The sequence below is a fragment of the Pontibacter fetidus genome (assembly GCF_010119545.1).
Classification (GTDB): domain Bacteria; phylum Bacteroidota; class Bacteroidia; order Cytophagales; family Hymenobacteraceae; genus Pontibacter; species Pontibacter fetidus.
In genome coordinates this window covers 81,071-105,438 of the sequence record NZ_JAAEAA010000004.1, presented here as the reverse complement: position 1 = coordinate 105,438, position 24,368 = coordinate 81,071, and the positions used below count along the sequence as shown (strand labels likewise).

Annotated in this window: 22 protein-coding genes; 9 read left to right on the top strand and 13 right to left on the bottom strand. The window is 44.4% G+C overall.

Annotated elements, in window-relative coordinates; all coding sequences use genetic code 11:
- Positions 1-2: 2 nt before the first annotated feature.
- Positions 3-1,682 carry a DNA repair protein RecN gene (recN, locus tag GWO68_RS04120; protein WP_162345154.1) on the top strand — a complete coding sequence of 560 codons (1,680 nt, stop codon included), beginning with the start codon at positions 3-5 and terminating at the stop codon, positions 1,680-1,682.
- 92 nt (positions 1,683-1,774) lie between these two features.
- Positions 1,775-2,587: an enoyl-ACP reductase FabI gene (locus tag GWO68_RS04115; RefSeq protein ID WP_162345153.1), complete on the top strand. Its 813-nt coding sequence runs from the start codon at positions 1,775-1,777 to the stop codon at positions 2,585-2,587.
- 385 nt (positions 2,588-2,972) lie between these two features.
- Here the strand turns inward: GWO68_RS04115 and GWO68_RS04110 are convergent, their stop codons facing one another.
- Positions 2,973-3,344, bottom strand: a complete 372-nt coding sequence (locus GWO68_RS04110; RefSeq protein WP_162345152.1) for a cupin domain-containing protein — start codon at positions 3,342-3,344, stop codon at positions 2,973-2,975.
- A gap of 24 nt (positions 3,345-3,368) precedes the next feature.
- Complete coding sequence (locus tag GWO68_RS04105; protein ID WP_162345151.1) at positions 3,369-3,605, bottom strand: Kazal-type serine protease inhibitor family protein; 237 nt, start codon at positions 3,603-3,605, stop codon at positions 3,369-3,371.
- Between the two features lie 204 nt (positions 3,606-3,809).
- Here GWO68_RS04105 and GWO68_RS18005 point away from each other — a divergent pair, with 204 nt between their 5' ends.
- The 3 genes from GWO68_RS18005 to GWO68_RS04090 all read left to right on the top strand — a co-directional run bounded on the left by GWO68_RS18005 (position 3,810) and on the right by GWO68_RS04090 (position 5,398).
- Positions 3,810-4,211 carry a CsbD family protein gene (locus tag GWO68_RS18005; protein ID WP_162345150.1) on the top strand — a complete coding sequence of 134 codons (402 nt, stop codon included), beginning with the start codon at positions 3,810-3,812 and terminating at the stop codon, positions 4,209-4,211.
- Positions 4,212-4,365: 154 nt separating this feature from the next.
- Positions 4,366-4,692: a YtxH domain-containing protein gene (locus tag GWO68_RS04095; protein ID WP_162345149.1), complete on the top strand. Its 327-nt coding sequence runs from the start codon at positions 4,366-4,368 to the stop codon at positions 4,690-4,692.
- A gap of 223 nt (positions 4,693-4,915) precedes the next feature.
- Positions 4,916-5,398 (top strand): YtxH domain-containing protein, encoded by a 483-nt coding sequence (locus tag GWO68_RS04090; protein ID WP_162345148.1) that lies wholly within the window; start codon positions 4,916-4,918, stop codon positions 5,396-5,398.
- A gap of 70 nt (positions 5,399-5,468) precedes the next feature.
- Here GWO68_RS04090 and lysS read toward each other — a convergent pair whose 3' ends face one another.
- Entirely contained in the window at positions 5,469-6,995 is a 1,527-nt protein-coding gene (gene lysS, locus GWO68_RS04085; protein ID WP_162345147.1) for a lysine--tRNA ligase, read from the bottom strand.
- A gap of 383 nt (positions 6,996-7,378) precedes the next feature.
- Entirely contained in the window at positions 7,379-8,410 is a 1,032-nt protein-coding gene (locus GWO68_RS04080) for a hypothetical protein (RefSeq protein ID WP_162345146.1), read from the bottom strand.
- Between the two features lie 208 nt (positions 8,411-8,618).
- Between GWO68_RS04080 and GWO68_RS04075 the strand changes: the two genes are divergently transcribed.
- Positions 8,619-9,776: a trans-sulfuration enzyme family protein gene (locus GWO68_RS04075; protein ID WP_162345145.1), complete on the top strand. Its 1,158-nt coding sequence runs from the start codon at positions 8,619-8,621 to the stop codon at positions 9,774-9,776.
- Positions 9,777-10,927: 1,151 nt separating this feature from the next.
- Positions 10,928-13,837 carry a T9SS-dependent choice-of-anchor J family protein gene (locus GWO68_RS04070; protein ID WP_162345144.1) on the top strand — a complete coding sequence of 970 codons (2,910 nt, stop codon included), beginning with the start codon at positions 10,928-10,930 and terminating at the stop codon, positions 13,835-13,837.
- Positions 13,838-14,687: 850 nt separating this feature from the next.
- Here GWO68_RS04070 and GWO68_RS04065 read toward each other — a convergent pair.
- Positions 14,688-16,766, bottom strand: coding sequence for a carboxy terminal-processing peptidase (locus GWO68_RS04065; protein WP_235941925.1), 2,079 nt, complete (start codon positions 16,764-16,766; stop codon positions 14,688-14,690).
- 276 nt (positions 16,767-17,042) lie between these two features.
- Here GWO68_RS04065 and GWO68_RS04060 point away from each other — a divergent pair, with 276 nt between their 5' ends.
- Positions 17,043-17,489, top strand: coding sequence for a ferritin-like domain-containing protein (locus GWO68_RS04060; RefSeq protein ID WP_162345142.1), 447 nt, complete (start codon positions 17,043-17,045; stop codon positions 17,487-17,489).
- 79 nt (positions 17,490-17,568) lie between these two features.
- Positions 17,569-18,141, top strand: a complete 573-nt coding sequence (locus GWO68_RS04055) for an arylesterase (RefSeq protein ID WP_162345141.1) — start codon at positions 17,569-17,571, stop codon at positions 18,139-18,141.
- Here GWO68_RS04055 and GWO68_RS04050 read toward each other — a convergent pair whose 3' ends face one another.
- The 8 genes from GWO68_RS04050 to GWO68_RS04015 all read right to left on the bottom strand — a co-directional run bounded on the left by GWO68_RS04050 (position 18,142) and on the right by GWO68_RS04015 (position 24,275).
- Positions 18,142-18,741: a DUF4142 domain-containing protein gene (locus GWO68_RS04050; RefSeq protein ID WP_162345140.1), complete on the bottom strand. Its 600-nt coding sequence runs from the start codon at positions 18,739-18,741 to the stop codon at positions 18,142-18,144.
- Positions 18,742-18,813: 72 nt separating this feature from the next.
- Entirely contained in the window at positions 18,814-19,218 is a 405-nt protein-coding gene (locus tag GWO68_RS04045) for a response regulator (RefSeq protein WP_162345139.1), read from the bottom strand.
- A 252-nt stretch (positions 19,219-19,470) separates the two neighbouring features.
- Positions 19,471-20,004 carry a general stress protein gene (locus GWO68_RS04040; RefSeq protein WP_162345288.1) on the bottom strand — a complete coding sequence of 178 codons (534 nt, stop codon included), beginning with the start codon at positions 20,002-20,004 and terminating at the stop codon, positions 19,471-19,473.
- A gap of 177 nt (positions 20,005-20,181) precedes the next feature.
- Entirely contained in the window at positions 20,182-20,772 is a 591-nt protein-coding gene (locus GWO68_RS04035) for a fasciclin domain-containing protein (RefSeq protein ID WP_162345138.1), read from the bottom strand.
- A gap of 117 nt (positions 20,773-20,889) precedes the next feature.
- Entirely contained in the window at positions 20,890-21,597 is a 708-nt protein-coding gene (locus tag GWO68_RS04030) for a fasciclin domain-containing protein (protein WP_162345137.1), read from the bottom strand.
- A 188-nt stretch (positions 21,598-21,785) separates the two neighbouring features.
- Complete coding sequence (locus GWO68_RS04025; RefSeq protein WP_162345136.1) at positions 21,786-22,409, bottom strand: fasciclin domain-containing protein; 624 nt, start codon at positions 22,407-22,409, stop codon at positions 21,786-21,788.
- A gap of 155 nt (positions 22,410-22,564) precedes the next feature.
- Entirely contained in the window at positions 22,565-23,635 is a 1,071-nt protein-coding gene (locus GWO68_RS04020; protein ID WP_235941924.1) for a S1 family peptidase, read from the bottom strand.
- Between the two features lie 67 nt (positions 23,636-23,702).
- Positions 23,703-24,275 (bottom strand): RNA polymerase sigma factor, encoded by a 573-nt coding sequence (locus GWO68_RS04015; protein WP_162345134.1) that lies wholly within the window; start codon positions 24,273-24,275, stop codon positions 23,703-23,705.
- Between the last annotated feature and the right edge of the window lie 93 nt (positions 24,276-24,368).

The window sequence follows — 24,368 nt, the reverse complement described above, 5'->3', positions numbered from 1 at the left end:
GTATGCTGATAGACCTTAAAATAAAGAATTACGCCTTAATTGAGCAGTTGGAAATGCACCCGTCGCCGGTGCTGAACATTATTACCGGTGAGACCGGTGCTGGTAAATCTATCATGCTGGGAGCTATTGGCTTACTATTGGGTAACCGTGCCGATACCAAACTACTTTTTAACCAGGAACAGAAATGCGTGATAGAAGGCGTTTTCGACATCTCGCAGTATAACCTGCAGGAAGTATTCGCTGCCGAAGACCTGGATTTTGACAATACCTGCATCCTGCGCCGCGAGATAAGCCCAAGTGGTAAGTCGAGAGCTTTTGTAAACGACACACCGGTTACCCTGGATGTGATACGCAAGATAGGGGAGAACCTGATGGATGTGCACTCGCAGCACGATACCCTGCAGTTGGGCGACACCAGCTATCAACTGAACATCCTGGATATTTATGCAGGCAACACGTCGCTGGATATCTATGCCGGAAACCTGTCGTACCTGAAAGCTTACAGCGAAACCTACCGTACTTATAAAAAACTGGAGTCGGACTATAAGAAACTGGAAGACCAGTTGGCGCAATCGCAGAAGGAGCTGGACTATAATACGTTTTTGCTGAACGAGTTTGAAGAAGCAAAACTGGAAGCTGACGAGCAGGAAAGCCTGGAAGAAGAACTGAAGCAACTCGAGAACGCTGAAGATATTAAACTGAAACTGACCCAGGCCGTGCAAAGTCTCACAGAATCAGATTTCAACATTACTTCTGCTTTAAAAGATACGGCTTACTTAATTGGCCAGCTTTCGCAGTTTTCTTCTAAATATGATGAGCTGCGCACTCGTGCCGAAAGTGCCCTGATAGAGCTGAACGACATTGCCAGCGAACTGGAGGATGCCGAGCGCAGAACCGAAGCAGACCCACAACGCACCCTGGAAGTACAGGAGCGCCTGAACATGATTTATACCCTGCAGCGCAAGCACCAGGTACAAACTATAGCTGAGCTTTTAACTATACAGGAAGAGCTGTCGACAAAAGTAGGCAACGTACTTAACCTGGATAACGCTATTGCCAAAACCAAGAAGGAAATGGACGCGGCTTACCAGGAAGTACTGAAAAAAGCAAAAGAGTTATCAGACCGTAGACGAGCATCATTCCAGAAGTTTGAGCAGGAACTACACGACCTGGTGGCTGACCTTGGTATGCCAAATGCACGCATTGTAATTCAACACAAAGAAGCACAGCCAACTGCCACCGGTACCGACGAGATAAGCATCCTGTTCAGTGCCAACAAAGGCGCGCAGCCACAGACACTGGTTAAAGCCGCTTCAGGTGGTGAATTCTCCCGTTTAATGCTGAGTGTAAAGTATATGCTGGCCGACAAAACCGCGCTGCCAACTATAGTTTTTGATGAAATTGACACGGGTATATCTGGTGAAGTGGCTGTAAAGGTTGGTCGTATGATGCAACAGATGGCTCAGAAACACCAGATCATTGCTATTTCGCACTTACCTCAAATTGCAGCGCAAGGCGATTACCATTACTTTGTGTACAAGGAAGACCGTGAAGACCGAACGATAAGCCGGATTAAGCAGCTGAACGACGAAGAGCGCGTGAACGAGATCGCCCACATGATTGCGGGTGCCAATCCAAGCGCCAATGCGTATCAAAGTGCCAAAGAGTTGCTTTCACTGTAATAAGATATTGCTATATTGCCGCCTTATTTCAGCAAACTATAGGTTAGCGGGCGGGAATATTGAAAAGGAACAAAAAATAACTTGATAAAGACATGTCTTACAATCTTTTAAAAGGAAAAAGAGGAATCATATTCGGTGCACTAGACGAAAAGTCTATCGCCTGGAAAGTAGCAATGCGTGCGCATGAAGAAGGAGCAGAGTTTGTACTGACAAACGCACCAATTGCAATGCGAATGGGCGAGATCAACAAATTAGCTGAAACTTGCAATGCGCAGATCATCCCGGCTGATGCTACATCGGTTGAAGACCTGGAAAACCTTTTCACAAAAGCGCAGGAGATACTAGGTGGTAAGATCGACTTTGTGCTGCACTCTATTGGTTCAAGCCCAAACATCCGTAAAGGCAAATCTTACGGCGACCTGAACTACGAGTGGTTCCTGAAGACGCTGGACATTTCAGCTATCTCTTTCCATAAGGTAATGCACGTAGCTGAAAAGCAGGATGCTATGAGCGAGTGGGGTTCTATCGTAGCGCTTTCGTACATCGCAGCGCAGCGTGTGTTCCCTGATTATACCGACATGTCGCATGCTAAGGCAGTGCTGGAGTCAATTGCCCGTAACTATGGCTACCGTTTAGGCCGCAGCAAAAAAGTACGTGTAAATACGGTTTCGCAGTCGCCAACTAAAACTACTGCCGGTACTGGTGTAGGTGGTTTTGATGCGTTCTTCGATTATGCTGATAAGATGTCGCCGCTTGGCAACGCGCCAGCCGAAGCCTGCGCAGACTACTGCATTAGCCTGTTCTCAGACCTGACCCGTTACGTAACTATGCAGAACCTGATGCACGACGGTGGCTTCTCTTCTATGGGTATCTCTGAGGATATCGTGGAAATGATCTCTAAGTAAATTTAAGATTTGAAGATCTGAAAATGATCTCCAAATTCTGAATTATTAAAAATGCCCCGCTATAGTTTAGCAGGGCATTTTTGTTTTATGTCTATAGTTTGTGCTCTCGCTCGCGTCCCGCGAGTGTGAGTTACCCACGTCCTCTGGCCGCTTCAAACTATAGTTTATAGTTGTCTGAATTTTTAAGCAAACTGTGAAAATCCGAAACAACGGTAAATCTGGAACAGCGGTGGCATATGTGGCGAGACGCTATTATTAACTCACACTCGCGCGACTCGAGCGAGAGCTCACTTATATTTACAAAAGAAACGCCGTTGCTAAACTATAGCAACGGCGTTCAGATTTATAGTTGGAGCATTTTCAAATCTCCAAATTTTCAAGTTTCCTACTCTTCCTCGCGGTTTACAGAATTAATGTCAAATGCAGGGATGCAGACAGACCAGTACTCGGTTTCTTCGTTGTAGGGGTTGGCGTAGCGGATGCGGGTGCCTGCTTTAATCAATATGGTTTCGCCAGCTTTTACTTCCACTTCTTCGCCATCAATTTCAATTAGTTTGCGGCCGCGGGTAACTATAGTTATTTCATCAAAGTCAGGGGTTTGGTGCGGTTCGCTCCAGTGGGGCGGTGCTACCATGTGGGCCACGCTAAACTCGCCGGTACGGGTAGAGGCATGCCCAAAATGCTCTTCTATTAACTTACCATCGGTGGTTGGCACCCTGAACGGCTTCGTCTGCTTAATATATTTTTTCTCGCTCATTTTTCTTTTTGCTATAGTAGAAACCTAGTTCTGGGTTGGGCATTCGCCTTTAACAAAAGAGGTGACACCGGCATTGTTGGCGACACAGGCATTGCCATAGGTTTTATTATCGCAGCCGCAAACAGGGTCGTATTGCATGGTGCATATACCGTCGGGGTTAATTTTTGCAGGGTCGATGCAGGGCGTTTGTTCTTCGGTGGTTTTGCAGGCATAAAAGCTGCTCAGGCAAAGTATAGCGAGTGTTGCTACTGATTTTTTCATAGTATAAGGTTTAAGAATAAGTATAAAACGGGCTCAGGTTTACAGCTGTTTACAGTTAAGTTAACTAACCGGTAAGGTAACCGTATGTAAACTGAAGCGCGAAATTACAACTAATTGTAAAAGTATACGCCATTATATTTAAGTAGGAGATTGTCGGCTTGCCTGGCACCTTCGCATATACATAAAACCTCACAAAAATTAAAAATGGATAAGAACGGAAAGATCCTTTTAGCGACGCTATCTGGTATTGGTGCGGGCATTGTAGCAGGTATTTTGCTGGCCCCGGACAACGGACAAACTACACGCGACAGCGTAAAACGCAGCCTTACAAAAGCTGGCGAAGACATGGAAAGAACCATGAAAAACTGGATGAGCAAACTGGAGAAATCAGGCACAACCGGTGCAGGCAGCACCCTGGTAATGCACGGCTCCTGGGACGATGTGAAAGGCCAGTTAAAACAAAACTATGCTGAGCTTACGGAAGACGACCTGACCTATGCCGAGGGCAAAGAAGATGAGCTGTTTGGCAGGTTACAGGTAAAACTAGGCAAGACAAAAGAAGACATCGTTGAGCTGATCGATAATATCCGTAACAGCCTTAAATAGTTGTTTAAGTGTAACTACGTAAGATTTTTGTGCCTTTATTCGATTTATAAGTATATTCTATACTAAAGATATAACTAAATGCTATATTTAGACGTTATCAAGGCACGAACAATTAATAGTTAAAACTATATCAATCTTAAAATAAAATACGACTATGAAGGACAATAGCGGTAAAATAATATTAGCGCTTCTGGCTGGTGCCAGTGCTGGTGTTATTGCTGGATTAATGATGGCCCCGGACACTGGTGAAGCTACCAGAACTAGTGTAAAAAAATGGGCAAATAAAATGAGCAAAGACCTGGAGAAAAATCTGCAGACTGGCTTAGAGGAGATCAAGAACATGAGCGCTGGTGCCATGGATAAGTTTGGCGAAATGAAAGCTGGTATGTCAGGATCTGGCTCAACGGCTTCAGGTTCTCAGAAATCTGGTTCTGCTACTACTGGTAATAGCACTGGCTCAACTGGTGGCGGCAACGCTTAATCATATTTAAAAAGGGTACATAAAGTATAGTTGTTGCCAGGGTTTTGATGCCCGCTGAGGAGGCTGCCACTTGCTTTTCTACATGTATAAGGCGCTTGTTCCGGTTTCGGGCAAGCGCTTTATCTTTTTATGGCTGTTAACTTTAGGCTAAAAGGGCACGTTAATACTAATACTGTAAACGACCGCGTTTATCTATTTTAAACATAACTATAAACCCAAACCTATGAAAACTACTATGGAGTGCAGATCACTTGGAGAAAGCAAAACAAACTATACCAATGCCAATGTAAGGCAAATGCGCCAAACCGATACACCTGCTACCGCTTATGGCAGTACCACCCAACAAAAACCTACCTACCAGACCCGCTCAACTAAAGAGCAAAAAGGCATAAGTGGAGGTAAAATTGCGGCCGGCGTTATAGCCGGTGCTAGTGTTGGCGTGCTGGCTGGCATTTTGCTGGCCCCCGAAAAAGGCAAAGATTTACGCAAGCAGGTAGCAAATTCGGCTTCGCGTATCGGGTATAAAGTATCTAAAAGCTTTAACAGCACTAAAGATAAAGTAACTTCCTGGACAGATAAGAATAACAAAACTACAGGCAGCAACTATAATAACTTAACCAGCCAAAGCAGCTCAGAGGTTAACACCATGTACAACGACCCAACCTTAGGGCCAACCGGCGGTACAAACATGCAACGTTGCTTGTAGTAACCAGCACATTATAAAAAAGCCCCTGCTAAACTATAGCAGGGGCTTTTACTTTATAGTCAAACTATAGTTACTCGTCTTTTTTCTCAGGTTTCATCTGCGGGAAGAACAGCACATCCTGGATAGAATTGGAGTTGGTCATGATCATGGTTAAACGATCTATACCTACACCCAAACCAGCAGTTGGCGGCATACCGTACTCAAGTGCTCTTAAGAAGTCTTCATCCAAAGCCATTGCTTCTACGTCGCCACGCTTAGCCAGCTCCAGCTGCTCCTCAAAGCGGGCACGCTGATCAACCGGGTCATTCAGCTCTGAGAAGGCGTTACAGATCTCTTTACCATTACAGATTGCCTCGAAACGCTCTACTAAACCTGGCTTGCTGCGGTGCTTCTTAGCCAGTGGGCTCATCTCTACAGGGTAATCCGTGATAAAGGTTGGCTGTATTAAGTTAGGCTCAGCAGTCTCGCCAAATATCTCATCTATGATTTTGGCTTTACCCATCGTTGGATCTACGTGGATGCCAAGTTGCTGTGCCGCCTGGCGCAGTTCCGGCTCTTCCATGTTCGAGATATCGATCTTTGTAAAGTGCTCGATTGCTTCGTACATGGTATAGCGCTTCCAAGGACGGGCAAAGTTGATCACGTTCTCACCAACCTGAACTTCAGTTTTACCGTGCAGGGCAAGGGCAACTTTCTCTACCATTTCCTCCACAAGGTCCATCATCCAGTTATAGTCTTTGTAAGTAACGTAAAGCTCCATTACCGTAAATTCCGGGTTGTGGAAACGGCTCATGCCTTCGTTACGGAAGTCTTTGGCAAACTCGAACACGCCATCAAAACCACCTACTATAAGGCGCTTTAAGTATAGTTCGTTGGCAATGCGCAGGTACAGCGTCATGTCCAGGGTGTTGTGGTGCGTTTTAAACGGACGAGCCGCCGCGCCACCATGTATAGGCTGCAAAATTGGAGTCTCTACTTCCAGGTAACCTTTGTCTCCTAAAAAATTACGCATGGTGCTTACCAGCTGCGAACGCTTTTTGAAAGTATCGCGCACATGTGGGTTCACGATCAGGTCAACATAACGCTGGCGGTAACGCAACTCCGGATCGCTGAAGGCATCGTACACATGCTCTACACCATTTTCGTCTACCTCACGTTTTACAATCGGAAGCGGCTTCAGCGACTTGGTAAGCACTGTAAGCTCTGTAACGTGCACCGATATCTCGCCTACCTGCGTTACGAACGCGTTACCTTTTATACCGATAAAGTCACCAATGTCCAGCATTTTCTTGAACACGGTGTTATACATTTCTTTGTCTTCGCCTGGCGCAATATCATCTCTGGATACATAGATCTGGATACGGCCTGTGCTGTCCATCAGCTCGGCAAAAGATGCTTTACCCATAATGCGGCGGCTCATCAGTCGGCCAGCCAGCGTTACTTCCTGGTAGTTGTTCTTATCCTTATCAAAGTTTTCCTTTATCTCTTTGGCTGTTGCCGTAACGTCAAATGTTTCAGATGGATAGGGATTAATGCCCATTTTCTCCAGCTCTTCGCGCTCATGGCGGCGGCGCAGTTCCTGTTCGCTTAGTTGCATGCGATTCTGTACTATAAGTGATGTCTAAAAATCAAGATGCAAAATTGCTAAATAATCGTCAGCTTTAAAAAGTTAATTGTTGATTGTTAATTGTCTGAACCAGGATTTTCAGGATTAAAGGATTGGCAGAATTATAGTTAAACAACTATAGAACTATAGTTTCTACTATAGCAGTAGTAGAAACTTTCCCCTTGAGGGGACTACAGGGGTGTGAAGACGGACAATATGAAATTGTAACCCAGACACTAGCAGGAGCTACGCACACTGCTAGGTCTTAATCCTGTAAATCCATTAATCCTGAAAATCCTGGTTCAGACAAAAAAACTCCTGCAAGTAAAAACCTGCAGGAGTTTGAGTTGGGTATAAAGTAAAAATGGAAAAACTTATGCTGCTGCGCCGAGCTGGTAATCTTCGTCGGGGCGAAGCAATGGATTAATAGTTTGCTGCAACCTGGCCGCTACAAATGAGTTTTGCAGGTGTTTCGGCAGTTCTTTTACAAAGGTCTCGTACTGCTCTATACCAAGCGCCTGCGCTACATATGCTTCGTGTACCCCGTTCAGGTAACTCACAATCTCCAGCAACGACTCATGGAACAGTTTAAAATCTATATCAGCCTGTACAAAACGCTCAATCTCGCGGTGCGAACTGGAAATACGCAACCTAGCCATCAGATCAAATAGCGAAGTATAGCCAATGCGCCAGGTAAGTTGCTGCCAATGCTGCGGACCAAACTTCTGTAAAATTTCGCCGGTTTTGTTGCTTCTGATAGCAGTGTTGGCATTGCCCTGCACAAACTGGCGAACGGCCTTGGCTTTCATGCGGCGCGTGGTCCTAAGAAACTGCCCGATCTGTGCCTGAGCCTCCAGCTCTTTACCTGCTATCTGCAAGCCCGGCTTATAGTGTGCCAATGGCAAGCGGTGCACATTAAAATCGTCGTAATGCCCGGATGCATAAAAGCTGATGGCATGCGGGTATGCGTTTTTTACTACTAAGCGTCCGGCTTCGCGCAGTACCAATGCATCGCTGTTAGTATTAATGCCACGCGTACGCAAAAAAGCCTGCAAACCAGCAAACACAGTATAATAAGCCTGCGGGAAAGTCCAGTGCAACGCATTGCGCATATAAGCTTCGTCGCCTAGCTCAGCAGTGGCACGCAAAGCGTATTCGGTACTCCAGCTATTTAGTAACAGGCGCTTTACTGCTTCAGTGTCTTTTTCGGTTAGTTCCGGTTTGGCTTCCCTGAAAAATGCCAGCTGCTCCAGGCCGTTACCACTCGTATTTTTAATATGATAGTTTACCGCAAAAAAGTAATTCAGAAACACCTGCGCAGGTATAGACTTTTGCCACTCCTGGGTCTCAGGTTGCTGCTCTTCAGCGTATAATGCTACAACGTTTTCTTCTTCTTTCTCTTTCATGTTAAGTAAACATCCGGGAGCCAATATCAGTTGCAAAAAACGAAGGTTTTTATAGTTTAAAATGTATTTTAAGTAATTGATTATCAACTTATTATAATTCGTTCGAAATAAAATTTTAACGGATGTTAAACTGCCTTAAAATGAGCCCTGAAGCAACTATAAAATCGGCCTTAGAGTATGAAGTAACTATAGAAACTGATAAGAAATTATGGACCTTTCCTACATCCTGAACGAGCTTGGCGAAGACCGCGAACTATACTTTAATGCAGTATCACCGCCCATAGTGCAAACCAGTAATTTTGCCTGTAAATCGGTGGCCAAGATGCGGGAAATGTTGAAGAACGAGCCCGAAGTATACTTTTACACGCGCGGCAATAACCCAACCGTAACCATACTCGAAAAAAAGCTGGCAGCCCTGGAAGGTGCAGAGCACGCTATCGCGTTTGGTAGTGGTATTGCGGCTGTGTCGGCTGCGGTGCTCTCGCAGGTAAAAGCCGGCGACCATGTAGTGTGTATTAAAAAACCATACTCCTGGACCAACGCCCTGATGCAAAAGTTTTTGCCACGATTTGGTGTGGAAGTAACGATGGTGGATGGCACCGATGCTAACAACTATAAACAGGCGCTAAAGCCGAATACAACCCTGTTATACCTGGAAAGCCCCAACTCTATGACCTTTGAACTGCAGGATATAGCCGCTGTAGTAAATATTGCAAAGGCCCATAACTGCAGTACTATTATCGATAACAGCTTTGCTACACCGCTTTTTCAGAACCCACTGGCCTTGGGCGTAGACCTGGTTGTGCACTCCTGTACCAAGTATATTGGCGGCCACTCCGATGCAATGGGAGGCGTGATCTGTGGCAAGCGCGAAACGATAAACCGCATTTTTGAAGGCGAATTTATGACCTTAGGCGCTATACTTTCGCCACACGATGCCTGGCTATTGCTGCGCGGCCTGCGCACCTTGCCTGTACGTATGGAACGCATCGCAGCTACCACCCAGAAAGTAGTTGCCTACCTGCATCAGCACCCAAAAGTAGAGCAGGTCTATTACCCTTTCCTGGAAACCAATCCGCAATACGAACTGGCAAAGCAGCAGATGCGCAACAATACCGGCCAGTTTACCATTTTACTCCGTACCAACGAGATCGAAAAAGTAGACCTGTTCTGCGATAGTTTAAAACACTTTTTAATGGCGGCTTCCTGGGGTGGGCACGAGTCGCTTATTTACCCGATGGCGGCAGCTTACAATTCTGCCAACTATAAATCGAGCCTGCCATTTAACTTAATCCGCTTCTACATTGGCCTGGAAGATGCTGATTACCTGATAAAAGACCTGGAACAGGCATTGGCAAAAGTATAACTATAGCTCAGCATATAGAATGTTTTTAGAAAGGCGATATTGTCTTTTTTTAATGTTATATATACTTTATTAATGAATTTAAATATTGCTATAATAAACTTACAATTCCATAACATAGAGTAACCGCTTAATTATTAGATTTGTGTTATGCGTCAGCGTCACACAGATAAAGGCTTTTATATTTGCTCATCTAGTGGGTGCAGGCTGCATGTTTCTCACCAAGTAATCAATCAACCTACAAAACCTTTATTATGAGTAAACATTTACAAAAGCTTTGTGCTCTTGTGCTGGTTTGCTGTGGCCTTTTAGGCAGCAGTACGGCTTGGGGGCAGGTTCAGTACGAGCCGTTTGCAACGACAGGTGCACTAAATGGCACCGGTAGTTGGGTGACATTTAGTGGAAATACACCTAACCAAATCCAAATAATAAGTGGAAATTTAAATCACAGTACACTCCCAACCTCAACAGGTAACAAAGTTGCTATAAAAGCAGCAGATAGTGAAGATGTTAAATTGCCATATCCACAGATAATCTCTTCAGGGAGTATATATTCATCTTTTTTATTTAAACCAGAGTCAGGTTTTCTAGCAAATAATACAGCAGGAAATTATTTTTTCCATTTTTTAGGTCAAAATAATACGACTTTAATTTCGCGAGTTTCAATTCGTCTTGGTAGTACTCCTAATACGTTTAACATAGGCATAATAAATAATAGTGGAGGCACTCCTGCAAATGATGTAGTTTATGGGACTAATCCAGTAGATCATGCTATAGGTCAAACTTATTTTGTTGTTTTTAAATATGATTTTGCGACTAACACATCCAGTGTTTGGGTTAACCCTTTAACAGGTGGTACAGAAACTAATCCTGTTGTTGCAAATACATTTGGAACAAATGCTGCTCCTACACAAATAACAGGTGTAGGTATACGTCAATCAAATAGTACGAACCTGGGTACAGGTAACTTAGAGATAGACGAGGTAAGAGTAGGTACAACATGGGCTTCTGTAACCCCATCAGGTACTCCAACTTCAACTCCAACACTAACGCCAAGCACTGGTTCGCTAAATTTAGGAGAAAAAGCTATTGGTACAGAAGTTATAGCTTCGTATAGTCTATCATCTGCTAACATTCCTGCTGGTGGTAATGTAGTGTTAACAGCATCTGGGCCATTTACAATTGCTACCTCCGAGGCAGGTACTTTTGCAAGCACTTTAACACTTACTGCAGCTGACCTTACCAGCGCTAAAACTATCTATGTTAAGACTACTCCTGCAACTGCCGGCGAAATAACTGGCGAGATAATACACTCAACTACTGGGGCAACAGATGCCAAAGTTGGCTTAGTAGTTTTTGGTGCCAGCCCTTTTGCACAGGATTTTAACCGTTGTATAGATGGCTTACCTGGCGGCTGGATGCAGTATAGCGTAACTGGTGATCTGACCTGGGCTTGTACTACGTTTGGTCAGCAGGGAAATGGCGTGCAGATGAGCGGTTACGGCAACAACACTAACAACCCTAACCAAGACTGGCTGATCTCACCAAAGATGGACCTTACTGGTCACGATATTCCGCTGGTAGGTATAAGCTACAGAACCAAGTTTGCAGGCGATGCCCTTAAAATTATGGTTTCTACAAACTATACCGGTTCCGGAGACCCTTTAGCCGCTACCTGGACTGAGTTAACTTCTTTGCCTGCTGATGAAGCAGATGTTTGGAGATTGCTGGAGAACCTTGGTCTTCAGAATCATAAATCTGCTACTACTTATTTGGCATTTGTTTATACTTCAACAGATAAGAGCGCAGCACGCTGGACGCTGGATAACTTTGCACTACGCAACGTTGAAAATTATCTGAGCACTACACATATGACTTTTAACTTCCCTGAAACTGCTTCTGGCAGCACAACATCAGCGGAGGAGTTTGTTTTCAGTGCAGTTGGTTATAAAGCAGATGTAGTATTGTCGGCACCGGCAAACTTCGAACTGTCTAAAGATGGTACAACCTATGCTTCAACCCTAACCTATACTCCTGCAGAAGCTGCGGCATCAAACAAAGTATATGTGCGTTTTGCACCTGCATCTACGTCATTTATCAGCTCTGGACCGGTAACGTTTACAAGCGGCGAAACAGTTATTACCCGCGGTATGCTGTCTGGCTCATCTATGCTGAAGGCGAACACCCTGGAGGTTGTAACCTGGAACATGGAGTGGTTTGGTGCTACCGGTACTGGCCCGTCTGATGAAGAACTGCAGTATGCGAATGCTAAAAAAGTAATTACCGAACTGAATGCCGATATTATTGGTGTGCAGGAAGTGGTAGACGAAGCTAAGATACAGCAGCTTGCCGCTGAAACAGGTTATACCTATACTTCTGAAACAATGCCTTGGCAGGCATCTAACGAACAAAAAGTTGGTTTCCTGTACAAAACAGCTAACGTTAAGGTGAAGAAAGAAAAAGTATTGCTTTCTAAACTATACAGCGATATCAAGAACAATGGTAAAACACTGGATAACTACCCTGAGAACAGATCTGACTTCCTGTGGTCTAGTGGCCGACTGCCATACATGGTGCAGTTTGAAGCAACTATAAATGGTGTAAAACAAACGCTGCATGTGGTAAACCTGCACGCTAAAGCAAACGGCGAGACCAACACCATTGACTATAGCAGACGCCAGTACGATGCAAAAGTGCTTAAAGACTCCCTGGATGCACAGTATGCCAACGTAAACCTGATTCTGTTAGGTGATTTTAACGACGATGTGGATGTGTCTGTAGTTAATTCACAGAAATCGTCTTTTGATGTGTTTGTAGCTGACGAGACAAACTATAAAACTCTTACCATGGACCTGAGCCTGGCTGGTAAAAACACATACGAGTCTGGTTCTTTAAAGAGCTTCCTGGATCATATCTTTATCAGCAGCGAACTTGCTGATGAATATGTTGCAAACTCTACGGCTATAGAAGAGAACTTACTTAACACCATTGCCAACTTCAGAACCACTACATCTGACCACTTACCGGTTTCAGCAAGATTTATGCTTACTGCTGATCCTGTAGTTCCGGCAACTGTATCGTTTACGACTGCAAGTGTAAGCAAAACCGAAGATGCAGGTAAGTTCAATGTTTCTTTAACGTTATCTGAAGCCGTAGCTACAGCACAAACTGTAACTATAACACCAACAGCTGCTTCTACGGCAACCGCCACAGACTATACCATAACCGGTGCTACAGATGGTGCGGTTGTAGTTACTATACCTGCCAATGCTACTACTGCAACTTTTGAAGTAGGCATAACAGATGATACTGAGATAGAAGGCGCAGAACAGGTTGTTTTCGAGATCAGCAACCCAAGCAGCGGAATAGTAATTGGCAGTGCCAAAACCTTTACGTTAACGATAGAGGCAAATGACACACCAACTCCTGCAACTATAACTTTCACTACGGCAAGCATCAGCAAAGCCGAAAATGCAGGCGCATTTAATGTTTCGTTAACCTTGTCGAAAGCAGTAGCTACGGCACAAACTGTAACTATAGCTCCAGTTGCAGGCGCCACAGCTTCAGCTGCTGATTATACCCTGACAGGTGCTACCAACAATGCGCTTACCGTTACTATACCGGCAAATGCAACCACTGCTACATTCGAGATCAATATCACAGATGATACTGAAACTGAAGCTGCAGAGCAGGTTGTATTCGAAATAAGCAACCCAAGCAGCGGACTTGTACTAGGAACTGCCAAAACTTTCACGTTAACTATTGAAGCCAATGATGCGCCAACTGGTATTGCAGATGGTACAAAAGGGCAGTTCAGTGTTTACCCTACGTTGGTAAATGGTGGGAACGTGAGATTGTTATTACCTGAGCGTGTAGCTGCTACTGCTAAAGTTAATATGGTAGTTTACTCTGCTGAAGGTAAAAAAGTAATGAACATTACAGGTACACAAGACGCAGTACAAGACAAACTAAACAGCCGTATTGCTAATCTGCCTTCCGGTATTTACATGATCCTGATCGAAACTGGTAAAGAGTATTTCCAGACGAAAATGGTGAAGAACTAACTATAGTTTAACCTTATACTTAAACAGCCTGCCGGTTCTTCCGGCAGGCTGTTTTGTTTTATGAGCTGTTGGTTTAGTTGTGAAGTGAAATAATATTGGGAATGATGTTTTATAGTTTGGTAGTCTGATTTTGCAAAGCTCATTTTACCTCACCCCAGCCCTCTCCTAAAACAAGAGAGGGAGTTTCTGTTTATGTTATAGTTAGAGTCATAAGTTTTATTGTTGGTCATCCCCCTGCCCCCTTCAAAGGGGGACTTTTCGGCTTGTGCTATAGTTTGCTACATCGGCCTATAGTTACAGAAATAGCACGGACAGGTCACGACCTGTCCCTACGAAACTATAGCCACGATCAATATCGAAGCCTAAAAGTTCAAACTATTGATACAGGTCAATAGCAGAAAGATATCAGTCTTTGGGTTGAGCGCCTTTGACTTGTTGCGGTGCCGCAGGCAATCCGACGCAGGAGGATAGCAAGAAGGCAGCAGCGCGATGCCCAAAGACGAGCCCTCGCGGGCTTGGAGCGAGCCAAGTGAACAATAAAACGATAGGTAAGTAAAGCTCCCAGGATTAAAGGAAGTTTGAAAGAATAGCTTTCTTCAAGTTAGCAACTATAACCAACTATAGTTCGAGATAGATTTCTCACACTGTTCGAAATGACAATTTAAACTATAGGACACATAAGATCCCTCGACCAACACTCGGAATGGCAAAACCATAATAAAGGCGCTTACAGGGATTACTTACTATATAAATTATGGAGACTTAAAGTGGTTAGACCATCGAATACTATAAAACAAAACGAGCCGGCTAACTATAGCCGGCTCGTTTAAACTGTTCTTAAATCAAGTAATTACTTCAGGTCTTTCGTAATGATCTCTACTGCTTCTTCCAGGTAAATATCCTGCTTAAGGCTCTTTAAGAATTCTTTATTACGGGCAACCTTAGCAGTATCTGTACCTAGTGCTTTGAGGTCTTCTGCCAGCCTGTTTACAGTTAATACAGGTACTTCTTTCTGCGCTGCTTCGTAACGTTTTGCTTCTGCTTCAGCCTGTTTTTCCTCTTCCATATACTTCTTCAGCGACAGCGAACGAACGGTGTTGTCAGACTGTTTTTTAAGGCGTTCTGCACTTTCTTTTATCAGTGCGAAGCTCTTGTTGTTGCTAATGCGCTCACGGCTATGGCTTTGTACCTCGTTCAGGTTTATTTTGCCGTTTGTCCAGGTTTTATAGTTGGCTGGCTTTATTTCATCAAACGGTAACGGGTAATCCTGCTCTTTTTCTCCAAACTCCAGGTAAGTATACACGTCTGGCAAAATTACATCAGGGGTTACGCCACGCAGCTGCGTAGTGCCACCATTTACACGGTAGAATTTCTGGGTTGTAAGTTTAAGCGCCCCAAATGGTTTATAAGCATCAAACTGCGAAGGTAAGGCCTGGTCCAGTTCAAAGAACTGCTGCACGGTGCCTTTACCATACGTTGGGCTACCTACAATTACGGCACGCTTATAGTCCTGCATGGCAGCTGCCAGAATCTCGGAAGCCGAAGCACTGTTGGCATTTACAAGTATAACCAGCGGTCCACCATACTGCACCTGTGGGTCGCGGTCATCCAGCACAAGTGCTTTGCCGCGGGCATCTTTCACCTGCACAATAGGGCCTTGCGGTATAAACAAACCAGCCATTTCAACAGCATCGCTCAACGAACCACCACCATTGTTACGCAGGTCCAGTACAAGGCCCTGCATGCCGGCAGCTTTCAGTTTTTCAACTTCGCGTTTTACATCTTCGCCACTGTTAGGGCCACCGTTGCCATCAAAATCAGCATAAAAGCCAGGTAGTTTAATGTAACCGATCTTGTCTTTGCCATCAATCATCGCCGACTGTGCATAGGTTTCTTCAAACACAATTACGTCTCGGATGATAGGAATAACTTTGATAGAGCCGTTTGGTTTTTTAACTGTAAGGCGTACTTCTGTACCTTTTTTACCTCTGATCAATTGAATAGCATCATCCAGGCGCATGCCTTCAACTATAACAGGCTCTTTGCTGCCCTGTGCTACTTTTTGTATGGCATCGCCAGGTTTAAGATCGCCTTGCAGATAAGACGGGCTACCCGGAACAATCTCAGCTACCTTTATCTGTCCGTCTTTTTCCTGCAGCGAAGCACCGATACCTTCTAAACGGCCGGTAAATTCAATGTCAAAATCAGACTTGGCCTTTGGCGGGAAGTAGCCACTGTGCGGGTCGTAAACATTGGTTATGGCATTAATATAGGTAGCACGGCGGTCGTCGCGGGTGGTGCGGTTCAGGCGTGTATATAGGTCTTTATAAAGGTCAAGTATTTTCTTGCGGGCTTCTGCTTCCATCTGCTCCGTAGTTTTTACCTCTTTTTTCTCACCTTTGGCTTGTGCCTGGTCCTGCTCTTTCTGCATATCGGCAAGGCGTACCAGCGTCTGGTACTTCAGTTGCTTGCGCCATGCTTCTTTCAGCTCATTTTTGTCTTTTGCAAACGCCAGCTTTTCGCCGTCAAGTTCTATCGATTCTTCTTTTGTAAAATCAAACGGTTTAGCCAGTATTTCCTGGTAATAGGCCTCCGATTCTTTTAGGCGCTGCTCCATCAGGTCAGCAGAAAGGTCAAAAAGCTCGTAGCTACCCTGGCGCAGCTGGTCGTCTATAGCAGTTTCGTATTTGCGTAATTTTGCTACATCAGAGCTAAGCAAGAACTTTTTGTTATAGTCCAGGCGCTCCAAGTATAGCTTAAACGCTTTTTTAGAGAAGTTGTCATCCAGCTTTTCGGGCTGGAAATGGCCGGTATTCAGGCCCTGCATCAGTACTTTCAACAAAATTTCGTTTTTACCCTCCGGTGTAGTTGTAGAGCGATAAAAAATAAATGATGCTGTCAGCAGTATAACTGCTAGTACAGATAACATTATTTTTAGTCTGGTTGTCAAGGATAGCATTTAGTTTAGTTAGTTGTACTTCAAATTCAATACAAAAGTAGTGCCGTAACCTATAGTTGTCAGGTTTGTGGTTAAAGATTGTAATGTACTATAAAAAGGCGTCTTTTCACAAAACAGTTCCGGTTTGGGTTTAAACTTGCACCTGCATGATAGGTAACATACGTAAGTTGCTAATGTTTCTTATAACCGTAACGCATTTTTTTCGTTTTGATGTAGAGAAACAATCTTAATAAAGCTATGCAAAACATGAATAATAAAACCGCTGATGTAATAAATGAATTAGCGCAGTTTGTTAACGACAGAATTGAAGGTTATAAAACTGCAGCCAGCGAGACAAGAGATCCATCGCACAAAGCATATTATAACGAACTGGTAAACCAAAGCCAGCAGTTCTCGAACGAACTGAACAGCACGTTAAGCCGCGTTGGTGGCGAAACTCAGCGCGATACAACTATAAAAGGTAAGATTTACAGAGGTTGGATGGACGTAAAAGCCGGCATTACCGGTAAAGACGAAAAAGCGATCATCGATTCGAACCTGTATGGCGAGGAGTGGGCACAGAAAGCATATAACGATGCACTGGAGCACAAAACCGAATTGCCACAGGAAGTAGTGCAGATGGTTGAGAAACAGAAACAGGCATCGCTGGCAACATGCGAGCACCTGCGCCAGATGAAACAAACTGCGCGCTAACCATATTTAAACTATAGAACGGAGGGTTGCCATTGCGGTAACCCTCCGTTTTTTTATAAGCAGTTGTTATAACTATAGCATGAAGAATATCCTGATTTTTGGGGACAGCTTAACGGCAGGCTACGGTTTACCCGCCTCGCAGGCATACCCGGCCTTACTACAACAGAAACTTACTGACGAAGACTACCCCGATTACCACGTAATTAATGCCGGCCTCAGTGGCGATACGACAGCAAGTGGTGTGCACCGCCTGGATAAATGGCTGCCCCAGCAAGTGGCTGTATTTATACTTGCCCTGGGCGCCAACGATGGCCTACGCGGCATACCCACCCGTGAAACAACTATAAACCTGCAGGAAATGCTGGACAAAGCGAAGCGAACCTGGCCCGACGCCAAAATTATACTGTCGGGGATGGAGATACCCGCTATTGTGCCTGGCCGCTATGCCGCCGAGTTCCGGGCACTATTCCGGGTACTAGCGATTAAAAACAACATAGCTTTCGTGCCTTTTTTGCTGGAAGGAGTGGCCGGTATGCGGCATTTAAACCTGCCAGATGGCGTGCACCCCAATGCGGAAGGGCAGAAGCTGCTGGCAAAACATACCTGGGCCGTGTTAAAAGAGCTGTTGCAAAAAGCGCCTCCCCAACTATAGTTACCTGTTCTTTACTTGTTGCTGAAGGGCAAGCGCCTGCTCATACTGTGCCTGCAGTTCTTTCTCCGATGTTCTGGCCCAAATACCAAATGCACTGGCATCTGCTTCAGTATCGTCTTTCAGTAGGTCGTTAAATGTATCTAAAGCATCTTTTTGCACATCTGTAACTTTCTCCAGGTACTTCTTGTCAAAATCTGCCGCATTTAACTTTGTGAGGTCTTCAATATGTTCACGGTAGTCTTCCTGTAGCACGGTATCGAGTTGCATCCCATACCCTTGCGCCAGGTCCTGTAGTTTGGTTTGACTGTTTGTATAGAGTTGCACCATTTGCTGGCCGTTTTGCTTAACCTCGGTATTGGTGCTCTTTGTGGAGGCCAGCCTGCCAATAGCAATCTGTAGCAGGTTGTGCTGCGCCAGTTCCTTGATAAACTCCTTCTTGTCGTCCGTTAAGGTGGTATCGGCTACGGTTTCAGCGTTAGCTTCTTCTTCAGCGGTTTCGGCAGCTTCTGCAATTTCAGTGTCTTCGGTCTTTTTATCTGGCGTGCAGGATGCGATAATGGTACAGGCTACCAATGTAGCTATAGTTGCAATGCGTTTCATAGTTTGTGCTTTAGGTAAGTATACGATTTACCTATTAGCATACGAAACTATAACAAATTGTTTACCTGTGGTTTAGTTAGGTATGGCCAGGATGTTGTGCAGCGTGGCCATAGACAGTGGTTTCTGAATAAAGCCGATCACGGAACTATAGTTCTTTACCCGTTCTACATGTTGCGGATCATCGGAGGTACTAAACATGGAAATGGCCGTACTATACTGCTCGTTATAGCCCAGGTGGTGGTAACGATCCAGAAAATCAAAGCCGTCCAGCTCAGGCATGTTTATATCCAGCAGGATAAGGTCGGGGAAAGAAGCTTCTGTATTGGTGCTCATACTGCGGAGCAGTTCCAGTGCTTCTACCGTGCTCTGGCACACCGAAACCATGTCGCATACGTTTGCATCTTCCAGTATGATCTGCGAAAACAGATTATTGATCTGGTCATCATCTACAATCAGGATGTGCTGGAGTTTATGCATGGCGTGGTTACTAACCCGGAAGTAAAGCGATAAAACTGTTCCGGAATTGCAATTTAAAGCAGAAAATTATGACTACCAAGTTAAGTTTTCAGACTGGGGCCACAGAAAGTGTAGCTAAATAGTATTTAATATGATCTTATAGTTAGCAGTATAACTATAGCGTTCTGTGGTTTAGTACATTAAAGGCATAAAATAAAAAACGCCCGGCTGTTAACCGGGCGTTTTCTGTAGTATTTGCAGTTACACAAACTACTAATAATAGATATGCTCTCCGCGATGCTTCTGGAAGTGCTCTTCAAAATAACGGGCATCTTCTACACTATGCGGTTTGAAGCCAAGTACAATGTTACCTTCTTTAATGCCGGTCTCATATACTTTAGCGCGTTCTTCCGGTATACCTGCACCAACCAGGGCACCAATCAAACCACCTGTTAAGCCACCTGCTCCGGCACCAGCCAGACCAGCCGCCAACGGACCAGCTACAATTAAGCCAAGGCCAGGGATAGCAACTGAAGTACCGATAGCTGCGATTGCACCTACTATAGCACCCAGTGTACCACCAATGGCAGAACCAGCACCGGCACCTTCCAACGATTTATTTCCTAATTCTGTAGTATCGTCAGCATCTTCGCCTCTGAAGTGTCTTTTTCTGGCTTCGTCAGACATTACTACGTTTATATCATCTTTATCATAACCACGTGCACGTAGTTCGTTAAAGGCACGTTCTGCACTCTCTCTGTCACGGAACATGGCTGTCATCATGCCCGCTTTATCTGTTTTGTTCATCATAGCTTTTATTGTTTTTATTCGAGTTTTTAAAATCAACAAATTGCTCTATTTGCATTATGTTGCTGGTTTATAATAACGGGTTGATCCCTTTTTAGTTACGCCAATAGCATTTATAGCACTTATAGTCCAGGTGATTTATACAGTAGAACAGGCTATAAAACCGAAACAAAATGTTTACTTGTTAGGCGGAAGAAGCACTTTGTCAATTACATGCACTATTCCGTTCGATGCCCCTACATCCATCGTTATTACATTGGCTCCCCCGACTTTCAATGCGTTACCATTACGTTCAACTGTAACTTCGCCGTTGTGTGCTGTCTGCAGCTTCATGTTATTTTTCATTTCTGAAGAAGCTACCCTTTTCGGTATAATATGGGATTGTAGCAGGTTGGTTAATTCAAACTTATTACCGCGTTGCTTGAGTCCTTCAAGCGTGCCGGCGGGTAAAGCTGCAAATGCTTCGTTGGTCGGAGCAAAGAATGTATAATTGGCAGGACTTTCCAGTACTACAATCATATCAGCAGCAACTATAAGCTCTGTTAATGTCGATAGGTTTGGATTTTTACGAATCAGGGCAAAGAGGTTCATTGCGCTGCTAACGTTATTGTCTGTCGAGTCTCTGTGTGCATCTTCTGTTGATGCCTGCAAAGTTGGGTTGGCATTATGGGTGGCTGAATCTGCAGCGGAGGTGCTGGTCGTGGTCTCTGATGTAGGATTATCGGAGCTGGCACAGCTTAACACTGAGAACGAACAGAACATTAACATTAAGAGGAAGTATGATTTATTTGTATCCATAGTCTTATAGGTCAAGGTTTGTTTAAATAAAAAAACTCCCGGTTAAGAGAGTTCTTTTATTAATGTGAATGATTACGACGTAAAGAGTTACTCCTTTCTTGCATCGTTGCTCGGTATGATAACATTATCAACCACATGTATCACACCATTTGATGCTTCTACATCAGGAACTATAACGTTTGCACCACCAACAGCAAACTTGTTTCCGGTTAGTGTGCTTATTGGTATGTACCTGTTATTATCCAGTGTTATGCGCTGCGATTCGTTAAAAGAAGATGATGCTACTTCGTTGGGAAGTATATGCACCATCAGGATTTCGGCCAGTTTGTTTTTGTTCTCCGGCATTAGCAGCATTTCAAGGTCTGCTTTCTTTAAATTAGAGAAGGCTTCGTTTGTAGGAGCAAACAGCGTGTATTTCTGACCTGCTTTAAAGTCGTCGGCAAGACCAGCTGCTTCAACAAGCTGTACAAAAGACGACAGGTTAGGACTCTGTCTGGCCAAATCTAATACACTATAGTTCTCAGTTTCTTTTACATTATCGAACATGTCGCCTATAGGTTCGGTGTTCTCTAAGGACAGCGCTGCGACAGGAATTACGGCAATAGGAGCAACAACTTCTTTTGTAACTACAACAGCTTCTGCATCATCTGCATTACCTCCCATTGTTTGTGTTTCACTCATTGTTACATCGCTCGCTGTTGTGTCATCCATACTATCGTTGGAACTGGCACAACCAAAGAATGTTGCCGAAGCCAATAACATTGCTGCAAAACCATTTACTTTCGTCATTTTCATAGTAATCTGTATTTAATTGAACAATAATTTATTGCCAGCCAGTGAGGGCCGACGGGGTTATTAGCAGATCGCCCAGTAGGCAAACTGCATAAGAATATCTGGAAGGGTGAAAGTCGAGCTCAGAATGCTCTGCTGACCGAATGGATGTACAAGATTTGTTCTTTATCTGAAATCTGAAAGCGAATCCATTAGTTTTGAGTGGCCTCGGTAGCCATAATTACATCGTCTACAATATGTACTATGCCATTTGAGACCTCTACATTTGGTTTTACGATGCGCGCGCCGCCTATTGTCACGGTTTTGTCGGGGCTTACCTGTACGTTTATCCGTTTATTATCTGCTGTTTTAATACGCTGTGCATCTTTAAAATCTGTTGCATATACTTTGTTTGGCAGTATATGTGCCTGCAATACTTTTATCAGCCGCACCTTATTTTCCGGTTGCAGCAGTTGCTCTAACTCTGTTTTGGATAGATGATCGAATGCCTTATTTGTTGGAATGAAAACCGTGAAAGGGCCTTTGGATTTCAGGACATCGGTTATATCAGCTTTCTCTATGAGGTTTACAAAGGTGGTCAGGTTCTGGTTTGAATTGGCGAGGGCTACTATATCGAATTGCTTGGTGTTGCCAATGCTTTCAAACATTTCGTCATAGTTTATTTCCGCTGGCTCCTCTTTTGCATCGCCTCCCATCGTCTGGGTTTGGCTTATGGTAGTATCGTTGCCATTTACTCTATCCGAACCTGCACAGCCATGTATAAAAAATGCTACAATCGCTATGGCTGACATCTGAAGTAATCCTCTGTTTTTCATAGCTCCTTATATTATATTGGTTTATACCAGATAATGAATTTCTTTCTTCTATATTTAACTGCTCTTATCTCAAATTGTTAGGAATAAAAAAGCGAAGGGCCTTTGCAGTATCAACTGCAAAGGCCCTTCGCTAAAGATTATTGTTGTCCGGCTAATTAATTATACACCTTCACTACAAAAACAAAATCATTTAACTTTTTAAGCTGCTGTGGTCTGCTAATGCCGGCCAGGGTGTTTTTCTTTGGCAATGCCAGCGGCGATAACGTAGTAGCTGTTGGCAGCTCGTTAATAATCTGCAACAGGTAGGCCGATTTTATAGCGAATGCTGCACCTTCCTGTCCAGCCTGCTTCCCACTGATAACCCCGATCAGGTTTCCTTTGTCATCCAGTAACGGGCCACCGCTGTTGCCCGGGTTAAGCGGAATAGAAACCTGGTAAGCAGTTGTATCGCCTTCGAAACCGGATTTAGAACTTAGCGAGCCTTCTCCAAAAACAACATCTTCGCGCGGGTAACCTAAGGTATAAACCATCTCGCCCAGGTCAGATTCTGTAGTTTTAAAAGTATAAGGCAATTTGCCAAAGCCTGCAAAAGCCGGGTCTTCTATTTTAAGGATAGACAGGTCGTGTGTCTGGTCGCGGTATACTTCGCTTACTTTATACTTTGCCCCGGATTTATTTTCGATCATGATGGAATCGGCCCCCTCCACTACGTGCGAGCTGGTTACAACATACCCGTTTGTGCTAAGGGCAAAGCCAGTACCGCTAAAACGTGCCGGGCGGGGCACCGGTTTAGTAGTGCTGTTAATATCGTTAATAATGGCAGTCTGGGCTTTCTTTAGCTTATCTACCTCGCGGCGCAGTTCCACGTAATGGGCAGTTTGCTGTTGTACCGGTGCTTTCATCTGCTGCACACTCCAGAGTGTACCAAAAACTGATAATAAAGAAACACTGGCGGCTACGGCCATAGTTTGGGCATGGCGCTTCCAGAAAACATTCCACATAGGTATAACCTTTGTTTCCTGCTCTGTTTCCATCTGTGTGTGAATGGCTTTTAGTTTGGTGCGAAGTGCCTGGCGCTGGCCATGTTGCTGCATGGCATTTAACAGGGTGCGGTGTTCTTTCAGTCGCTCAGCTAACCGGCTGTCGGTTTGCAGCAAGGCCTCAAAAGCTGCTTTTTCATCAGCAACCATTTTACCGGCAAGGTACCGCTCTATTTGTTCGTACATCAGGTATTCCATCTCTGCGCTATACTTATATGCCTGTCACAGGCGTACTAATTCAATTCTGGCCAGGTTATACTTGCGGCTGGTAAGCGGCGAAGAATAATTTCTTCAGGCGCTGCAGGCATTTATACTTCTGGTTTTTGGCAGTATCGGTGTTCGTATAACCAAACCGGTCGGTTATGTCCTGCATGTTATGCATCCGGATGTAATAATCCTCGAGCAATGTTTTGCAGGGTTCTCCCAATTGGTTTAGGGCTTCGTCCATCATCCCGAACCGTCGCTCATTTTCTTCCTGCTGCGGAATATCATCTTCCAGTGTCAGGTAGTTTTCCGCATCATCCACTTTATTGGCGAAACGGCCTTTTTCTGCTAACCTTTTAAGCCAAAGCCTACGACAAACCGAATACAGGTATGTCTTTATCTGGCAGGTTAGTTCCAGGGCATCAGCTTTCACCTTTTCATAAAACACGATAACACCTTCCTGGTATATATCTTTTGCTTCGTCGTCGGTACCGCTGTTGCTAAGTATAAAATGAGAGATCATCGGGAAGTGGAGTTTGTACAGGTAGGCCAGTGCCCGATCGTCTCCGGATCGGATGCCTGCTATTATCGCCTCGTCCGTCTCATACAAACCTTTCTTCATTCTGCTCTGAGTTTTAATACGCTTTCGGGGTTATAGTAACCCATGAAAAAAATAATTTAAAATTTTTTTTCGGAAGTGGGTTACCTCTGTGCT